Source organism: uncultured Sphingomonas sp. (genome assembly GCF_964237335.1).
Taxonomy (GTDB): Bacteria; Pseudomonadota; Alphaproteobacteria; order Sphingomonadales; family Sphingomonadaceae; genus Sphingomonas.
Genome location: NZ_CAXSHM010000016.1, coordinates 34,897 through 51,190 on the forward strand (window position 1 = coordinate 34,897; position 16,294 = coordinate 51,190).

The 16,294-nt window shown below is 71.1% G+C and carries 13 protein-coding genes; 2 read left to right on the top strand and 11 right to left on the bottom strand.

The window, feature by feature from the left end:
* Window position 1 precedes the first annotated feature (1 nt).
* Window positions 2-1,084, top strand: a complete 1,083-nt coding sequence (locus ACFE65_RS09740) for a deoxyhypusine synthase (RefSeq protein ID WP_375382167.1) — start codon at window positions 2-4, stop codon at window positions 1,082-1,084.
* A 75-nt stretch (window positions 1,085-1,159) separates the two neighbouring features.
* Complete coding sequence (locus ACFE65_RS09745; protein WP_375382168.1) at window positions 1,160-1,759, top strand: hypothetical protein; 600 nt, start codon at window positions 1,160-1,162, stop codon at window positions 1,757-1,759.
* 125 nt (window positions 1,760-1,884) lie between these two features.
* On the opposite strand, the gene ACFE65_RS09750 is transcribed toward ACFE65_RS09745, so the two are convergent.
* The 11 genes from ACFE65_RS09750 to ACFE65_RS09800 form a co-directional block, all read right to left on the bottom strand.
* The gene (locus ACFE65_RS09750; RefSeq protein ID WP_375382169.1) at window positions 1,885-3,789 is read right to left on the bottom strand and encodes an XrtA/PEP-CTERM system amidotransferase; all 1,905 of its coding nucleotides are present in this window, start codon (window positions 3,787-3,789) and stop codon (window positions 1,885-1,887) included.
* The gene (xrtA, locus tag ACFE65_RS09755) at window positions 3,789-5,336 is read right to left on the bottom strand and encodes an exosortase A (RefSeq protein WP_375382170.1); all 1,548 of its coding nucleotides are present in this window, start codon (window positions 5,334-5,336) and stop codon (window positions 3,789-3,791) included. Before xrtA ends, ACFE65_RS09750 begins: the two co-directional genes overlap by 1 nt.
* Window positions 5,333-6,529: a TIGR03087 family PEP-CTERM/XrtA system glycosyltransferase gene (locus ACFE65_RS09760; RefSeq protein ID WP_375382171.1), complete on the bottom strand. Its 1,197-nt coding sequence runs from the start codon at window positions 6,527-6,529 to the stop codon at window positions 5,333-5,335. The genes xrtA and ACFE65_RS09760 overlap by 4 nt, the downstream gene beginning before the upstream one ends.
* 80 nt (window positions 6,530-6,609) lie before the next feature.
* Window positions 6,610-7,680, bottom strand: coding sequence for a FemAB family XrtA/PEP-CTERM system-associated protein (locus ACFE65_RS09765; protein WP_375382172.1), 1,071 nt, complete (start codon window positions 7,678-7,680; stop codon window positions 6,610-6,612).
* On the bottom strand, window positions 7,677-8,555 hold the full coding sequence (locus ACFE65_RS09770; protein ID WP_375382173.1) for an XrtA system polysaccharide deacetylase: 879 nt from the start codon (window positions 8,553-8,555) through the stop codon (window positions 7,677-7,679). The genes ACFE65_RS09765 and ACFE65_RS09770 overlap by 4 nt, the downstream gene beginning before the upstream one ends.
* 8 nt (window positions 8,556-8,563) lie before the next feature.
* Entirely contained in the window at window positions 8,564-9,904 is a 1,341-nt protein-coding gene (locus ACFE65_RS09775; protein ID WP_375382174.1) for an ExeA family protein, read from the bottom strand.
* 14 nt (window positions 9,905-9,918) lie between these two features.
* Window positions 9,919-11,619, bottom strand: a complete 1,701-nt coding sequence (locus ACFE65_RS09780) for a hypothetical protein (protein WP_375382175.1) — start codon at window positions 11,617-11,619, stop codon at window positions 9,919-9,921.
* Between the two features lie 2 nt (window positions 11,620-11,621).
* A complete protein-coding gene (locus tag ACFE65_RS09785; protein ID WP_375382176.1) occupies window positions 11,622-12,641 on the bottom strand; it encodes an AAA family ATPase in 1,020 nt (339 codons plus the stop codon).
* Window positions 12,638-14,161, bottom strand: coding sequence for an XrtA system polysaccharide chain length determinant (locus tag ACFE65_RS09790; protein WP_375382177.1), 1,524 nt, complete (start codon window positions 14,159-14,161; stop codon window positions 12,638-12,640). Before ACFE65_RS09790 ends, ACFE65_RS09785 begins: the two co-directional genes overlap by 4 nt.
* A 132-nt stretch (window positions 14,162-14,293) precedes the next feature.
* Window positions 14,294-14,902, bottom strand: a complete 609-nt coding sequence (locus tag ACFE65_RS09795; RefSeq protein ID WP_375382203.1) for an XrtA/PEP-CTERM system exopolysaccharide export protein — start codon at window positions 14,900-14,902, stop codon at window positions 14,294-14,296.
* A gap of 135 nt (window positions 14,903-15,037) precedes the next feature.
* Complete coding sequence (locus ACFE65_RS09800; protein WP_375382178.1) at window positions 15,038-16,261, bottom strand: pyridoxal-dependent decarboxylase, exosortase A system-associated; 1,224 nt, start codon at window positions 16,259-16,261, stop codon at window positions 15,038-15,040.
* Window positions 16,262-16,294: the final 33 nt, after the last annotated feature.

Here is a 16,294-nt window from a genome sequence, read left to right on the forward strand (position 1 = left end):
GATGACCGACACCACGATCGAAACCCCCACGCGCGACGCGATCCGCCCCAACGACACCCGCAAGCGCGAGCTGCTGTCCAAGCAGGTCGAGCATGTCGACATCCGCTCGTTTGACGCGCGGCCGATCATCGACGCGATGGACAAGATGAGCTTCACCAGCCGCGACCTCGCGCGCGCGACGGGCATCTACAACCAGATGCTCGCCGATCCCGACTGCTCGATCTTCCTGGTGGTTGCCGGCTCGACGTCGGCGGCCGGCTGCATGGACCTCTATGCCGAGCTGCTGCGCAACAACATGATCGACGGCATCGTCGCGACCGGCGCGACGATCGTCGACATGGATTTCTTCGAGGGGCTCGGCCACAAACATTATCAGGCGCTGGAGGTGCGGGACGACGACACGCTGCGCTCGCTGCTGATCGATCGCATCTACGACACCTACATCGACGAGGAGGAGCTCCAGCACGTCGATCACACGATCTTCGAGATCGCCGAGACGTTGGAGGCCAAGCCGTATAGCTCGCGTGCGTTCATCAGGGAGATGGGCAAGTATCTGACCCTGCACGGGAAGAAGGAGAACAGCCTCGTCAAGCTCGCCTATGAGCATGACGTGCCGATCTTCTGCCCGGCATTCACCGACTCGTCGGCGGGCTTCGGCCTCGTCAAGCATCAGGTCGATGCGATGAAGGCGGGCAAGCCCTATCTGATGATCGACTCGATCGCCGACTTCCGCGAGCTGACCGACATCAAGATCAAGGCCGGCACCACCGGGCTGCTGATGATCGGCGGCGGCGTGCCCAAGAACTTCATCCAGGACACGGTCGTCTGCGCCGAGATCCTGGGCCATGACGACGTCGAGGTGCACAAATATGCGATCCAGATCACTGTCGCCGACGTGCGCGACGGCGCGTGTTCTTCCTCCACGCTGCAGGAGGCGGCATCGTGGGGCAAGGTGAACACCGGCATCGAGCAGATGGTGTTCGCGGAAGCCGGGTCGGTGATGCCGCTGCTGGCGTCCGACGCCTATCACCGCGGGCTGTGGAAGGATCGCGTCAAGCGCCGCTGGGGCGCAATCTTCGACTGATCCGGATCGGGCCGGGGCGCTGGACAGAGGCGCCCCGGTTCGCGCAGTCTCCTGCCGGATCGGGGGAGACGAGACATGACGATGACGGGGCCGTTGCTGGCCATCCTGCTCCAAGCGGCGGCGACGCCGACGCCGGTCGTACCGAAACCAGCGCCCCCGTCTCCCGACGCGGCGCTCGCGCGCATGGTGGCGCTCTACGACGAGGTCTGTCTCCAGACCTTCCCGATCGACGGCGGCGTCGACAAGCTGATGGCCGCCAAGGGCGCGACTGCGCTCACGCCCGAACAGGTGAAAGTGACGCTGGTGGACGATCCCGGCCGAGGGTGGGAACTGGAGGACGGCGACCGCACCCTCTACGTGTTCCTCGAGCTGCCGCCCTTCCACGCCTGTTCGGTGCGCAGGTTCTTTCCCGACGCCATCCCCGACCTCGGCGCCTATCGGGTCGTCGCCGATCGGTTCGAGGCCGACCATCCCAGCTTCGCGCCCGTCACACCCTACAACGCCGATCGCGGCGACCTGCACGTCCATGCCGTCGGCGAGCAGCGCCGGCTGGCCGGCGGCGGCGAGGATTCGCTGTTCGTGTTCGATCAGCATGTGATCGACCCGGCGAAGCGCGCCGGCGGGCAGACGGCGGTGAACCTGCGCTTCGTCCATCAAATCCACACCGGGCCTTGATCATCCGGTCAGTGCCCCCTTCCCGTTCATGCTGAGCTTGTCGAAGCACTGCCTTTCGTTTGAAGAAGGCCAGCCGCCTGCGGTGGCGCTAAGGACAGGCTTCGACACGCTCAGGGCGGACGGAATCAGGACCCGAACAGCCGCACCAGGCTCTTCTCCAGCATCATGAACTGCCACAGCGTCCGGCCGTGGTCGGCGCGACCGGCACGATGGTCGTCGGCGATCCGCGCGAGCCGGTCGAGGTCGAACCAGCCGGTCTGCGCCAGCGTCCGCGAGCGGGCGAGCGCCGCAGCCTGCCCCGCCAGCGGCCCGCGCAGCCAGGCGCTGACCGGCGTCACGAAGCCTTGCTTCGGCCGGTACAGGATCTCGCGCGGTAGATAACGTTCGAGCGCCTTCTTCATCAGCCACTTGCCCTCGCCTCCTCGCAACCGGAGCGAGGTCGGCAGCGTGGCGGCGAACTGGACGAGGCGATGGTCGAGCAACGGCTCGCGTGCCTCCAGCCCGACCGCCATGCTGGTGCGGTCCGCCTTCACCAGAATGTCGCCGGGCAGCCACAGCTTCAGGTCGGCATATTGCGCGCGGTCGAGCGGGTCGCGTGCGGGGGCGTCGCGCATGGCCGCGACCCAGCGATCCTCCGCGCGGTGGCCAGCGAGCGCGCGGCGCGCCTCGGGCGAGAACAGGCTCGCGCGCATCTCGGGCGCCGTCACGCCGACGGAGCGCGCATAGGCCTCGGCGCCGTCGGCGCCAAGCGCCAGCAGCGTCGTCCTCGCGCGTAGCGGCCGCGGCGCCCAGTCCGCCTTGGGATAGCGTTCCCCCAGCCAACCCGCCGCGCGGCGCAGCGCAGGCGGCATGACGTCGCGCGCGCGCTCCTCGGCGGCCTGGAACCGGTGGCGGCGGTATCCGGCGAACGCCTCGTCCGCGCCGTCGCCCGACAGCGCCACCGTCACCTCCTCGCGCGCCAGCTCGCACACCCGATAGGTGGCGAGCGCGGAGGCATCGGCGAACGGCTCATCGAAGGCGCGGGCCAGCGTGTCGACCAAGCCCCCATTTTCTATGGCGTCGTCCGACGCCACCACCCGCTCGCGGTGATCGGTCGCGAAGCGGCGCGCGACGATCCCGGCCGGCCCGCGCTCGTCATGCCCCGCCTCGTCGAAGCCGATCGTGCAGGTCTTCACGGCGAGCGGCGACGCCTCCGCCATTAGCGCGACCACCGCCGAGCTGTCGACGCCGCCCGACAGAAACGCGCCAAGCGGCACGTCCGCCACCAGCCGGGATCGGACCGCGACGCGCAGCCGCTCGACGAGCTCCTCCTCCAGCGCGGCGGGCGAGCCGGTCGCGCGGTTGCTGAAATCGACATCCCACCAGCGGATCGGCGCGGGCAGCGGCTTGCCGCGCTCGACGAGCAGGTACTCGCCGGCGCCCAATTTGCGGACGCCGGCGACCAGGCAGGTGTCGTCAGGCACATAGCCAAACGCCAAGAAGTCCTCGACCGCGCGGATGTCCGGCACGCGCCGCAGCAGCGGGTGCGCGGTGAGCCCCTTCAATTCGGACGCGAACGCCAGCCCGCCGTCGGACAGCTCGACATAGTGGAGCGGCTTCACGCCCAGCCGGTCGCGGGCGAGGAACAGGCTTTGCGTCGTGGCATCGTGGATCGCGAAGGCGAACATGCCGTGCAGCCGGTCGAGCATCGCCGGCCCCCAGGCGCGCCAGCCTTCGATCAGCACCTCCGTGTCGCCCTGAGTACGGAACCGCGCGCCACCCGCGGTCAGCTCGGCACGCAGCTCGGCGAAATTGTAGATCTCGCCATTGTAGGTGACGCACAGCCGCTCGTCGGCGCTGCGCATCGGCTGCGGCGAGCCGGCGACGTCGATGATCGACAGCCGGCGGTGCGCGAAGCCGACGCCGGGCGCGGTCCACACGCCCTCTCCGTCAGGGCCCCGGTGGGCGAGTGCGCCGATCATCGAGCGCAGCCGGGCGGGATCGACGGGCCGCGGCGACGCCGGGTAATAGAGGCCGGCGATGCCGCACATCAGTTCAGCCCCGCCTCATGATCCGCGAGCCGATCAAGCGGGCCGAGCGCGGTGCGGAAGCGGTCGATCGCGCGCGCCGGGTCATGGCCCGCTTCCGCCTCGGCCGACAGATGGATCGCGACCGCGCGTTGCGGTCCGCCGACCAGCCTTGCCTTCATCGTCTCCAGCTTCACTCGTGTCGCATCCGCCGTCACCGTGTCGCCGACGCGGTACCACGACGCGACCACCCGCTCCACCGGGCGACGGTCGGTGCCGGCGGTGACGATCCGCATCGCCGCTCCGCCGTCGATGGCGGGGAGGTCCGACACGCGGACCCACACATCCTCCTCGCGCAGCACACCCGTGCCGAACGCGAGCAGCTTCGCACCCTCGCGCTGATGGCCGAACACGGCGATCGCCATGTCGACCTCGTCGCCGGCGGCATCGCGATAGCGGCCGAGCAGATGGTGGTCGGCGCCGGGATAGAAGGGGTTCCAGGACGCGCGGGTGCTGAGTGGCGCGCGGGTCCAGCCCGGCACGATCGGCAGGTCTATATGGTCGGGCAGCGGCGCCGGGCGGGCCGACAGCGTCGCGCTCCACAGCGGGAACGTTCCCGCCACCGCGACGGCCAGGATCGCAGCGACCGGCAGCCGCAAGCGGCCGCGCGTCGGGATCGGGAAGGCGGCGGGATCGAAGGCCGCGTCGTCGGGCGCCCGATCGAACCAGCGCCAGCCGATCGCCATCGTCGCGGCCATCACGAGGCCGAAAAAGATCCAGCCATAGACAATGTGATCGTATCCGGTGGCTTGGGCAACGGATGTTAGGTACGCGGCGTAGATCGTTGCGAAGGCACGGATACCGTTGGCGAAGACGGGCACGATCAGCGCGACCGCCATGAACGCCGCCCGTCTGCACAACGCCATGAAACAGACGTTCGCGACCAGCGCGCCATAGGCGATCATCGCGATGACGAACTTGGCGCCCGAGCACGCCTCTGCCACCTCGAACACACCGCGACCGGGGATGGTGATGAGCACGCCGTCGACACTTGCGGGGACGCCGACGAGGTGGAGCAGCGGCATCGCCATCGCCACCGTCGCGCGTTGCAGCGGCTCCTCCAGTCCCTCGCCGAACGGCACGAGGAACACGGCGTAAGCGATTGGGAAGGCCAGCCCGCGGGCGATCTGCGGCCCGAGCAGCGTCACCGTCGCGCCCTGCACCATGACGACGAGGCCCAGGTGCCGCGCCAGCGTCACGCCCCCCGCGTCGCCCACCAGCCAGCATGCGCCGCCGCCCGCGACCAGCAGCAGACCGGGCGCCCAGGAGACCGGCGTCAGCGCCGCCAGCTCCCGCCGCCGGTTCCAGACGAGCCAAGCGATCACCGGCCCCACGAACAGGCAATGACCGAACGTGGTGCTGGTCCACCAGATATGCGCGAGGCTCGCCGCATCGGCGTGGAAGATCGCCACCAGCGCCACGATCACGGCGGCCAGCGTGACGCAGTGCGAGCGCCAGGCCGCGTCCTCGGCCGGCGCATCGGCGCGCACCACGGGCAGCGCGAGCGTCATGCCGCGACGGCTTCCAGCGCGGGCAGACCGACCAGCGCGTCCAGCGGCGCGAGCCGGGCGTCCCAGCCGTAACGGCGCATCACCTGCGCGCGCGCCTCCGGCCGATCACCGCCGCGCGCGATCGCCTTGCCCACCGCCGTCGCGAACGCCGCCGCGCCGCCGGCGACGTCTATCGTGCCGGCGTGGTCAATGCCCTCCGCCGCCGCGCCCGTCGCCACCACCGGCCGCGCCATCGCCATCGCCTCCAGCACCTTGTTCTGCACCCCGCGAGCGGTGAGCAGCGGGGCGACGACCACCGCCGCGCCGGCGAGCCAGGGGCGGACGTCGGCGACCTCGCCGGTCACGAGCACGCCCTCCCCCGCCAGCGCCCGCACCGCGGGCACCGGCGCCCGGCCGACGATCGCGAACCGGACGGCGGGATGCGCGGCGCGGATCAGCGGCAGGACGTCGGCCGCGAACCAGCGGACCGCCTCGATATTGGGCCGGTAATCCATCTGGCCGGTGAAGACGATCAACGGCCCGGCCCCGGCGATCGGCACCACGCCCGCAGGATCGAAGAAGGCCGAGTCGATGCCGTTCTCCAGCACCTGCCCGCCCGGCAGCATCGCGGCCTCCGCGGCGCTGACGAACAGGCTGACGTCGACGCGAGCCGCAACAGCCGCCTCGAACGCCGCGAGCCGCCGCCCCTCGCGCGCGTACACCCAGCGCAGCGGGGGCCGCCCGCTCTCGCCATAGGCGGCGAACTTCGCCGAGTCGCGATCGACGAAGTCCATGATCGTGCGGTCGGCGGCGAGCGGCAGATATTGCGCCATCTGCCCGGAGAAGACGTAGGCCGCATCCATCGGGCCAATGCGCGCGACCGCGGCCGCGATCCGCCGGTCGGCGAAGGCGACGAGCGACAGCGGCCGGCCGGTGGCGAGCGCGCGCAGGACGCCCAGCGGCCGCGTCCGCCCGCGCGGCACGATCGTGCAGCTCGCCAGCCGTGCCGCCAGCTCCGGCGGCGGCGTCAGGTCGCGCGGATCGTCCGCGAACGCCACCAGATGGACGCGCGCGCGCGCCGCCAAATAGTGCAGCACATGCCAGCCGCGGATCTTGTCGCCGCGATCGGGCGGGAACGGCGCGCGGTGCGCGAGGAACAGGACGGTTGGCCTGGGAGCCAGCTCCGCTGGATCGGCACCCGCCCGCTCCCCCACCCCGCCTCCCACCGCGTATTCTGGATGGGAGGCCGGGTGGGGGAGCGGGCCGGTGCGGGCTTGCACATCAGAAGCATCCATCATCCCAGCCCGCGGCTGATCCACGGCCCCAGCAAATTGGCGAGCGGCAACGGCAGTCTCTGCCAGGCGCGGATGCGCGCGGCGTATCTGGGGTCGAGCGGATTGATCTCGCGGGCCGCGCCGCCCTCGAACGCACGTTTGGCATAGGCGAGTGGCTCGGGCGTAAAACCCCAGTTCTTCTTGAACGCCGCCGCGCCGGTGCCCGCCTTGGACCGGCCGAAGTCGAACCGCGTGCAGCCGCGCGCCCGCGCGTGCGCCATCAGCGCGAAATACAAGCGATCGTTGGCGCGCAGACCCCGCGCCGCTTGCGTGCCGCCGCCCCAATAGGGGAAGACGGTGCCGCCGAAATACAGGCTGAGCACACTCGCGACGGCGCGCTCATCGTGGCGGATCGTCAGCATGTCCGCATCCGGCCCGAACGCCGCGGCGACCTCGCGCAGCAACCGCGCCGGGAACACTGGCGTACCGAGATTGCGGACGGACTCGGCATAGACGGCGTAATGCTCGGCCAGCGCGCGCGCGTCGGTGCCGGTCGCGACTTCCAGCGGCAGATCGAGCGCCTTGCGGACCTCGGCGCGCTGCTTGCGGGGGATGGCCGCGAGTTCTGCCGCGTCGTCGGCCGCGAGCGGTCGCGCGAAGCCGAGGTAGGTCGTGTCGTCGCGCGCCCAGCCTTCGGGCAGCGCCCCGCCGCGCAGCTCGACCGACGGGCAGCCCAGCCGCTCGGCCAGGTCCCAGGCGCCGGCGGAGAGCGCATCGGCCGCGCCCGGCGTCTCGGCGAGGATGCCTCCGCCGACCGCGAAGCCGGCCGACACCAGCGCCCGACCGAACAGGCGCGAGCGCATCGCGGTGAGTGGCAGCACCCCCGCCAGCGCACCTCCGCCCCGCTCGGCGAGCAGGTAATGGCCACGCTGGCCGGTGCCGCGCTCGATCGCGGCGGTCCAGCCGGCGAGGTGGAACGGCGTCGCACCGACCGCCTCGCGGACGAAGCCGTCGATGCGGGCGCGCTCCCGCGCGTCGCGCAGGTTCGCGACGCGGATGCCGATCGGCGGGCTGAGCAGCGGCGCGGTCACCGCCGCACCAGGCCAAGCCGGGCGGTCTCATGCGCGGCGATCGCGTCGACGCGGCCCCAGTCGTGTGCGCGCAACAGCCGTTCCAGCTTGCCCGCCATCGCGCTCAGCCGGCTGTAATGGCGCAGCCTCGAGCGGAGCGGCGCACCGGCGACGCGCGGCTGGCCGGGGTCGATCTCCCAGGGGTGGAAATAGAACATCGCGGCCCGCCCCGCCGCCTCGCATTGCGCGATCCCGCGCTCGGTCAACGCGGCCGGGAACAGCCGGAAGAAGCCGCCGCCCACCGCCATGCGCCTGGGCCCGAACGTCGCCACCGTCACCGGCAGTTCCAGCAGGCTGGAGTCCGCGAGCGGCTTCCACGGCCAGCGCGGACTGTCCGCCCAGCCATAATGATCGTGGACCAGCGGCGCGACGCTCGACGAATAGGCATAGCCCGCTTCCGCCAGTTCCGCGTGAGCCCAAGGCGTCCGCGTATCGATCGAGAAGGAGGGCGCGCGATATCCGGTGACGGCGACGCCGGCCGCATCCTCCAGCGCCGCGCGCGCGCGCGTCAGGTCGGCGCGGAACTCGGCCGCGGTCATCGTGAAGACGCGCCGGTGGTCCCAGCCATGGCTGGCGAGCTCATGCCCGCCCGCGACGATGCGACGCATCAGCGCGGGAAAGCGGTGCGCGACCCAGCCGAGCGTGAAGAAGGTCGCCTCGACCCCCGCCGCCTCGAACACCGCCAGCACCGTGTCCGTGTTCCGCTCGACACGGCTGGCGAGCCCATCCCAGTCCGCGCGATCGATGACGCGCTCGAACGCGCCGACCTGGAACCAGTCTTCCACATCCACCGACATGCCGTGATGCGGCGTGCGAGTGCCCGGACCATCGTACATCGCCGCGCTCAGGCCGCCGCGTCGCGCAGGGCGGCGACCTCGGTCCGGCCGTCACGCGGCCCATCGCCCTCGACCCAGTCGACCAGCAGAGTGAGCACCCGGCGCAACGCCGCATCCTGCACCTCCAGCCGCGCCTCCAGCGCCGCGATCCGCTCGTCGGTATCGTGATCCGCTTGAGGCGCCGCCGAGGTGGCAGGAAGCTCATCCTCCCCGCTCACCTCCGCCGGACCGGCCACTTCCCTCTCCCAGTGGGAGAGGGAGAAAGCGCCTTCAGGCGCGGAAGGATGAGGGTGAGCGGTTTCGGCCGCGAGCCTGATCGGCCTAGGCGCGACGGCGGCGGGGGGCGGCGTCATCGGCCGCGGCGCGGGCGGCACCAGATAGGCGAGCGGGCTCGCCGAAGCGGGTTCCGGCGTCGGCTCGGGCTCGGGCTCGGGCTGAGTCGCTGGCATGTCGTCCACAGCTTCCGGCGCCTCCTGCTCAATAACAGGCTTCGGCGCGTCGACCTCGACCTCTATCGCCACCGGCTCGGGCGTGCAGACGTCGGTCATCCCGTCGGCCGCCACCAGCTCCACCACCGCCGCGTCGATCAGCGCGATCTCCTCCACCGCGCAGTGCAGCAGGATGCGGCCCGCTAACTGGTTCAGCCGCCGCGGCACGCCGCCCGACGCGTGGAACAGCGCCGGGAAGGCGTCGTCGGCGAAGTCGGGCCGGCCCTGCCAGCCGACCAGCGAAAGCCGGTGCGCGACATAGGCCTCGACCTCGCCCGGCTCCATCGGATCGAGATGGTGAGTCGCGATCACGCGCTGGCGCAACTGTTCCAGCCGCTCCGATCCGTGCAGCCGCTCGCGGAACTCGGGCTGGCCGAGTAGCAGGATCTGCAACAGCGCATGCCCCCCGGCCTGGAAGTTGGAGAGCATGCGCAGCTCTTCGAGCGCGGACACGGGCAGCGCCTGCACCTCGTCGACGATCAGCAATGTGCGCCGCCCGGTGCGCGCGATCGAGTGCAGCCCGCGCTCGACCAGCACCAGCAGCTCGGACTTGGTCTTGCCGACCGGATCGATGCCCAGCCCGCCGGCGACGATGCGCAACAGATCGTCCGCCTCGATCTGCGTCGAGACGATCCGGATCGGGTTGAGCCGCGTCGCGTCGATCCGCTCCATCAGATGCCCGACGAGCGTCGTCTTGCCCGCGCCGATGTCGCCGGTGACGACGATGAAGCCCTCGCCTTGCGCCAAGCCATAGCCGAGATACGCCATCGCCTTGCGGTGGGTCGCGGTCTCGAACCAGAAACGCGGGTCCGGCGTCAGCTGGAAGGGCCGCCCGGTCAGGCCGAAATGATCCTCGTACATGCGTCGCGTCCCCGTCAGAACCGGTACCGGGCGCCGACCAGCGCCTGACCCGTCCATTGTTCGTCGTAATGCTGCTGGTCGAAATAGTAGAGGCCGAGCTGCGCCGTCGCGCCCAGCCGACCGAAGCTGCGGGTGTAGGCGCCGGTCGCGCCCGCGCCGAACACATCCCCCGACGCGCCGTTCACGCCCGGCAGCGCGCTGTCGTACCAGTTGGCGAAGATGTTGGCGTCGAACGTCGAGCGGCGATCGAGCTGCCGTCCGTAGAAGCCCTGGACGTAATAGCTGTTGTCGTCGAGGCCGTAGACGGACAGGCCCGGCGCGGTCTGGGGGCTGAACAGGTGCCGGTTGGCCCAGCCCGCGCCGACACCGAACCGGTTGTAGCCGCGGCTGGCGCTCAGCACCGCGTCGATGCCGCGCGCGCGATAGCTGGCGGTGGTGATCGACTGGAACGCGTCGTTCAGACAACCGCCCGCGCCACCCGATGCGGTGCCGCCGCCGAAGGTGCAGCCGTTGAACTGCTGACCAAAGCTGTCCTGCTGGTCGATGAAGCTGGTCGGCAGGCTCTGCAACCCGACGCGCAGCTGGTGCCCGAACGTCTCGATCGCGTCGTATACGGCCGCCTGGAACGCCAGGCTGCGGTCGATCCGCCACGCGAACTGGCCGGTGTAGCTCGTCGAGTCATATTGGTGCGCGACCGTCGCGGTCAGCGAGGTGCGCTGGGATGGCCGCCAGACGACGCCGACGTCGTAGATCAGCCCGTCGGTGTCATAGGCGATGCGGCGCGGCGAGCTCTGGTCGGTCACGAAGCGGCCGTTGCTGTCGGTCACCGGCTGGCCGGCGGCGTCGAGCACCGCGTCCTTCTGGCTGATCTCGACATGCTGCCAGCCGACGCCGGCGGTGGCGGCGAGCGTGCCCGTGATCGGCACCAGCACGTCGCCGCGCCCGTACGTGTCCTCGTACCGCTGCGACAGCTGGCTCGCGGTCTCGCGCGCATAGCCGCTCGACAGCGTCACGCCGAACGGCAGCAGCCGGCCGGGCGCAACGCCGGCGGACGCCTGCACCTCGTTGCCGATCGAATCGTCGAAATAGTCGACGCGGGGCGCGCCCGCGATCCCGGTCGAGTAGGGCGCCTCCGCCTTGGTGTAGCCGAAGCGATAGCTCGCGCCGATCGCCACCGGCCCCGCGTTGGTGGCCAGCGTCGGCCCGGCATAGATCGAGTACACCTGCGTGATGTTGTCGGCGAAGCCGTTGTCGGTGATCGCGGGCGCCGCGCCGCGGATGTCGGAGCGGGTCCGGGTGGCGATCGCGCCCGCCTCGATCGTCAACGGCTGGGCGACCCGGTAGGCGACGCGGGCGAGGCCGGAGACCACGTCCGCACCGCCGTAGCCGCCGGTCTCGGGGATCTGCCGCTCGTAGCGGGCACTGATCTGGCCCTGCGCGCGCGCGGTGCTGACCGACGCGTCGACGCCGGCGGCGACCTGCGCATAGGCGACGGTGTCGTCGCGGTTGAGGTCGGCGATCACGGCCTGGTCGAGCTCGACATAGGCACCGACCCTGGTCCGCGGGTGCGTGGCCGCGGCCCCGCCCCCCTGAACGGCGTCTGCGGGCGCGGCAAGGACCGGGGCGCCGGCGTCCTGCGCGCCGGTGCTCTGGGCGAACGCGGAACCGGGCGCGAGCAGCGTCGTACCCAGGAGGAGCAGAGCGGATGGACGCACGGCTATTCTCCCTGGCCGTAATAGCTGCCGAAGCGGTTGCCGCCCGGCACGAACGAGACCGAGTTGAGGACGAGCTGGATCTCGTCGCAGCCGTCGAGCAATTGCACCGCGCGGCGCACCTCGCTCTCCGTCGTCCGGTCGGCGCGGACCACCAGCATCACCTGCCCTACGTGGAGCGCGAGCACCGACGCGGGTGAGGCGGCGAGCGCGGGCGGCGTGTCGAACAGGATCAGCCGGCGCGGGTCCGCGGCGAGCAGCCGGTCGAGCACCTCGCCGGTGCGCCGGCTGGCCAACAGCTCGGTATCGCCATGGCTCTTGGCGCCGACCGGCAACAGCGACAGGTGCGGCACGTCGGTGCGCACCACCAGCGCCTCGGGATCGAGGTCCGGATCCGCAAGCGCGTCGAGCAGGCCGGGCCCGTCGTCCAGCCCGAGCTTCACCATGACGTCGGGCTTGGCGAAATCGGCGTCGACCAGCAGCACCTCGGTGTCGCGCTCGGCCGCGATCGACAGCGCGAGGTTGATCGCGCTCCACGTCTTGCCGTCGCCCGGCCGCGCCGAGCCGACCAGGATGGTGCGCGCCCGCACGCCCGACATCTTGCCGGCGGTGAGCAGCAGCTGCCGCTTGATGAGGCGGAACTCCTCGGCGAGGCTGCCGATCGGCGCCCCCGGCACGATCATCCCCATCTGCGCGAGCCGCGCACGGTCGATCGCCTCGACACGGTTGCCGTCGGCACGCGGCGCGACGAACTCGGGCGCACCGGCGGCGGGGCGAACGGTCCTGGCGACGGGCGCATCCTGGTCAAACCCCGGCGGCGGCATGAACGCGGGGGCGTCGTCCGCCAGCACAGGGGCATAGCGTTCCTCGACCGGCGGCGGCGGCGCGGCCGGCGCGGCTTCCGGCAGCAGATCGGGTATCGGCCGGCGCGCACGCAACTGCTCGCCGAAGTCATAGACCTTCGCGGCGCGCTCGATCAGCGACTCGCCTGGTACGCGGTGGGGTGTCACGGGGGCGTTCCTCATGCGGCAAGCCCGCGCTGGAGCATCTCGACGCCGAGCAGCGCGACATAGGCGACCGCCAGCGCGCCCGCGCCGCCCGCGAACAGCCGCAGCTTGCGGCGGCGCTCGGTCATCTGGATATGCGTCACCATCTCACCGATCTGGCCGATGACGGTCATGCCGGCGGCCTTCTCCAGCCGCTGCGCGGTCGGGAAGGTCGTCTGCACCTGGCCCATCGCGAAGGCGGCACCGATCCCGGCGGCGATGCCGGCGAGCAGCACGCCCGTCAGCAGCAGCGGCCGGTTGGGCGCCGTCGGCGTGCGCGGGCTGGTCGGCGGGTCGATGATCGAGAACTTCACCGCATCGGTCTGCGTCTGCGCCTGGCCCTTCAGCGCGATCTGGCCGCGGCTGGCAAGCAGCTGGTCATACTGGTCCTTCGTCACCTGATAGTCGCGATCGATCGACGCCTGCTCGGCCGCGACCTGCGGATCGCCGGCGAGCTTGGCGTTGAGCTGGTCGATCCCCGCCTGGATCTGCGCGCGCCGCATCTGGAGCGCGGCGACCTGCGAGGCCTTGTCCGCCTGCATCGATTTGAGCGACAGGTACAGCGGGTTGGGCTGCGTTCCCGCCGCGCTGCCGCCGGTGGCCGGCTCGTGCGCCGCGGCGCCTTGAGCTGCGGCGAGCTGCGCCTTCAGCGCGACGACGTCGGGGTGGCTGTCGGTATAGCCGCGCGCGCGCGCATCGGCGAGCTGGCCCTGCACCGCCGCCAGCCGCGCCCGCGCCGGCCCCATGCCGCCCGCGATCCCGGCCGCGCCCGGCACGGTCGCCTGCGTGCCCGCCATCTGGCCGTTGACGGCCGCGAGGCTCGACTGGGCGGCGGCGAGGTCGCCCTCGACGGTCGACATCTGCTCGCGCGCCGATCCGATCCGGTCGGCGACCGTGCCGGTGCCGGGCAGCGACCCCATGTAGCGGTTCTGGAAGTCCGCGCGCTTCGCCTCCGCGTCCGCCAGCTTCTTCTGGAGGTCGGCGAGCTGGCCATCGAGGAAGCGCAGCGACTGGGTGTTGCTGGTGCGGTCGTTAGACAGGTTCTGCTCGACGAAGATGTCGATCACCTTCTGCGTGATCTGCTTGGCGAGCCTGGGGCTCGATCCGGTGGTGACGATCTCGAACAGATTGTCCTGCTGCGCCGTCACCTTGATCGCCGACTGGAGCGCGGCGACGCGGTCCGCCACGTCGCGGTCGCTGGCGACCGAGTTCGCAAGATCGGTACCGCGCACCACCTTCTGGAGGACGACGGCGCTGGTCAGCGTCTGGCGGATCGAGTCGACCGTCCGCGCGGAGCCGGCGTCGTCCGCCGCGCCGCCGGGCAGCACCGACTGCATCTGCACGAACACGCGCGCACGGCTTTCGTAGCGGCTCGGCATCTGCGCCACGACGAACCAGCCGGCCACGCACACGCCCCACGCGACGCCGAGCGCGAGCCAGCGCCGCGTCCAGATCGCATGGATCGCGATCCGCACCTCGTCATAGATCCCACCGGACATTTTAGCGCTCCAGCCAAGCTGGAGGGCCCGCACCGGCCCGCTCCCCCACCCGGCCTCCCACAGAGTACCGTAGCTGGGAGGCCGGGTGGGGGAGCGGGCCGGTGCGGCTTCGGCGCAGCCGATCAGCAAACATCAAAACATGCTCTGCGGGATGATGATGACGTCGCCCGGCTGCAGCCGCACGTTGGCGGACGGGTCGCCGTTCTTGAGCAGACTGCCGATCTTGAGATCGTATTCGCGCTGCTTGCCGGTCGCCTTGTCGTAGCGGACGAGGCGCGAGCGGTTGCCGGACGCATATTCGGACAGGCCGCCGACCGCGATCATCGCGTCGAGCAGCGTCATGTTGGCGCGGTACGGCAGGCTGGCGGGCTTGGCCGTCGCGCCGACGATCCGCACCTGCTGCGAATAGGTGCCGGAGAAGTTCTCCACGATCACCGAGACGATCGGGTCCTTGATATACTCGCCCAGCGCCAGCTTCATGTCGTCCGCCAGCATCGCCGGCGTCTTGCCGACCGCCGTCATGTCGTTGACGAGCGGCGTGGTGATGCGGCCGTCGGGGCGCACCTGCACCTTGCTGCTCAGTTCGGGCTGGCGCCAGACGAAGATCGAGAGCTGGTCGAGCGGGCCGATGACATACTCGTCGCCCGGCGCGTCATGCGTCGAGACGAACGCCGCCGAGGGCAGCTGCGTCCGCCCGTCGCCGCCGACGCCCATGCAGGAGGCGAGCAGCATGGTTCCCATGCCGACGACCCCCACCCGAGTTCCCGCCCTGATCCGCATGCGTGCCTCCACCGGCGCGACCCGGAGACGGGCGGCGCGTGTCAGCGTCGGCTATGCTGGGGAGAGGTGAAGATAGCGTTTAGGATTCGGGTACGCTCACCGCCGGGCCAGTATCTCCGCCGGAACGGGATGGCCCAGGAACGCCGACGGGCTGGCGGTGAGGCCATAGGCGCCGGCGACGAACACGGCGATCACGTCGCCCACCTCCGCGCGTGGTAGGAGCCCATGGTCCGCCAGCCGGTCGAGCGGCGTACAGAGGCAGCCAACAACGCTGACGAGGTCGTTCGCCGCCTCCCCCATCTGCCCCGCCACCGCGACCGGATAGTTGCGGCGCACCACCGTGCCGAAATTGCCCGACGCGGCGAGCTGGTGGTGCAGGCCACCATCGACCACCACGAACGTCTCGCCCCGGCTGTCCTTGCGGTCGACGACGCGCGTCAGGTACACGCCCGCCTCGCCAACCAGCCAGCGGCCGAGTTCGAGCGCGAAGCGGCTGTCGGCCAGGAGATCGGCGCGCGCCGTGAGCGCCTCGCCCAGCGCCGCGCCGATCGCCTCGACGTCCACCGGCCGGTCGCCCGCGAAATAGGGGATACCGAAGCCGCCGCCCAGGTTGACGAGCGGCGGCACCGCGCCCGCGGCGTCCGCCAGCCGCGCGGCAAGCGCCACCGTCGCCGCCTGCGTCTCGATCAGCGCGGCCGTGTCCAGCGATTGCGAGCCGGCGAAGATGTGCAACCCGCGCCAGTCCGCGCCGCCGTCGATCACCAGCCGCACCAGCGCCGGCGCGCGCTCGGCATCGACGCCGAACGGCGACGCGCGGCCACCCATCTTCATGCCTGACCCGCGCAGTTCCAGGTCCGGGTTGACCCGCACGGCGAGGCGCGGCCGCACCCCGAGCCGATCGCCGATCGCGAGCGCGCGGGTCGCCTCGCCTTCCGATTCCAGGTTTATCGTCACCCCCGCGCGGATCGCGGCCGCCAGTTCGTCGTCGCGCTTGCCGGGTCCGGCGAAGCTGATCGGCCGTCCGAGCGGCAGCGCGGTCGCGAGTTCGCCTCCCGACGCGACGTCCAGCCCGTCGACCAGCGGCGCCATGGCGGCAAGGAGCGGCGGAAACGGGTTGGCCTTGATCGCATAATGCAGGCCCATGCCCGCCGGCATCGCGGCCCGGAACCGCGAGATGCGCGCGGTGACGGCGTCGACGTCGTAGACGAAGGCCGGCGTGTCGCCGGCCTTCGTCAGCCAGTGCGCATACGGCTGTCCCGCGATTGTCAGTACGCCGACCTGCGCATCAAACGGCGGCGGAAGTGGCCCAATCGGCTTCATGACGTCATCCCGCCGCGTGTATCTTCTCCCCGT

Coding starts and splice junctions, on each gene's coding strand:
- ACFE65_RS09750 (WP_375382169.1), bottom strand. CDS start 3,789: ATGTGCGGCATCGCCGGCCTCTATTACCCGGCGTCGCCGCGGCCCGTC.
- ACFE65_RS09770 (WP_375382173.1), bottom strand. CDS start 8,555: ATGTACGATGGTCCGGGCACTCGCACGCCGCATCACGGCATGTCGGTG.
- ACFE65_RS09785 (WP_375382176.1), bottom strand. CDS start 12,641: ATGAGGAACGCCCCCGTGACACCCCACCGCGTACCAGGCGAGTCGCTG.
- ACFE65_RS09745 (WP_375382168.1), top strand. CDS start 1,160: ATGACGATGACGGGGCCGTTGCTGGCCATCCTGCTCCAAGCGGCGGCG.
- xrtA (WP_375382170.1), bottom strand. CDS start 5,336: ATGACGCTCGCGCTGCCCGTGGTGCGCGCCGATGCGCCGGCCGAGGAC.
- ACFE65_RS09800 (WP_375382178.1), bottom strand. CDS start 16,261: ATGAAGCCGATTGGGCCACTTCCGCCGCCGTTTGATGCGCAGGTCGGC.
- ACFE65_RS09775 (WP_375382174.1), bottom strand. CDS start 9,904: ATGTACGAGGATCATTTCGGCCTGACCGGGCGGCCCTTCCAGCTGACG.
- ACFE65_RS09795 (WP_375382203.1), bottom strand. CDS start 14,902: ATGGGAACCATGCTGCTCGCCTCCTGCATGGGCGTCGGCGGCGACGGG.
- ACFE65_RS09790 (WP_375382177.1), bottom strand. CDS start 14,161: ATGTCCGGTGGGATCTATGACGAGGTGCGGATCGCGATCCATGCGATC.
- ACFE65_RS09740 (WP_375382167.1), top strand. CDS start 2: ATGACCGACACCACGATCGAAACCCCCACGCGCGACGCGATCCGCCCC.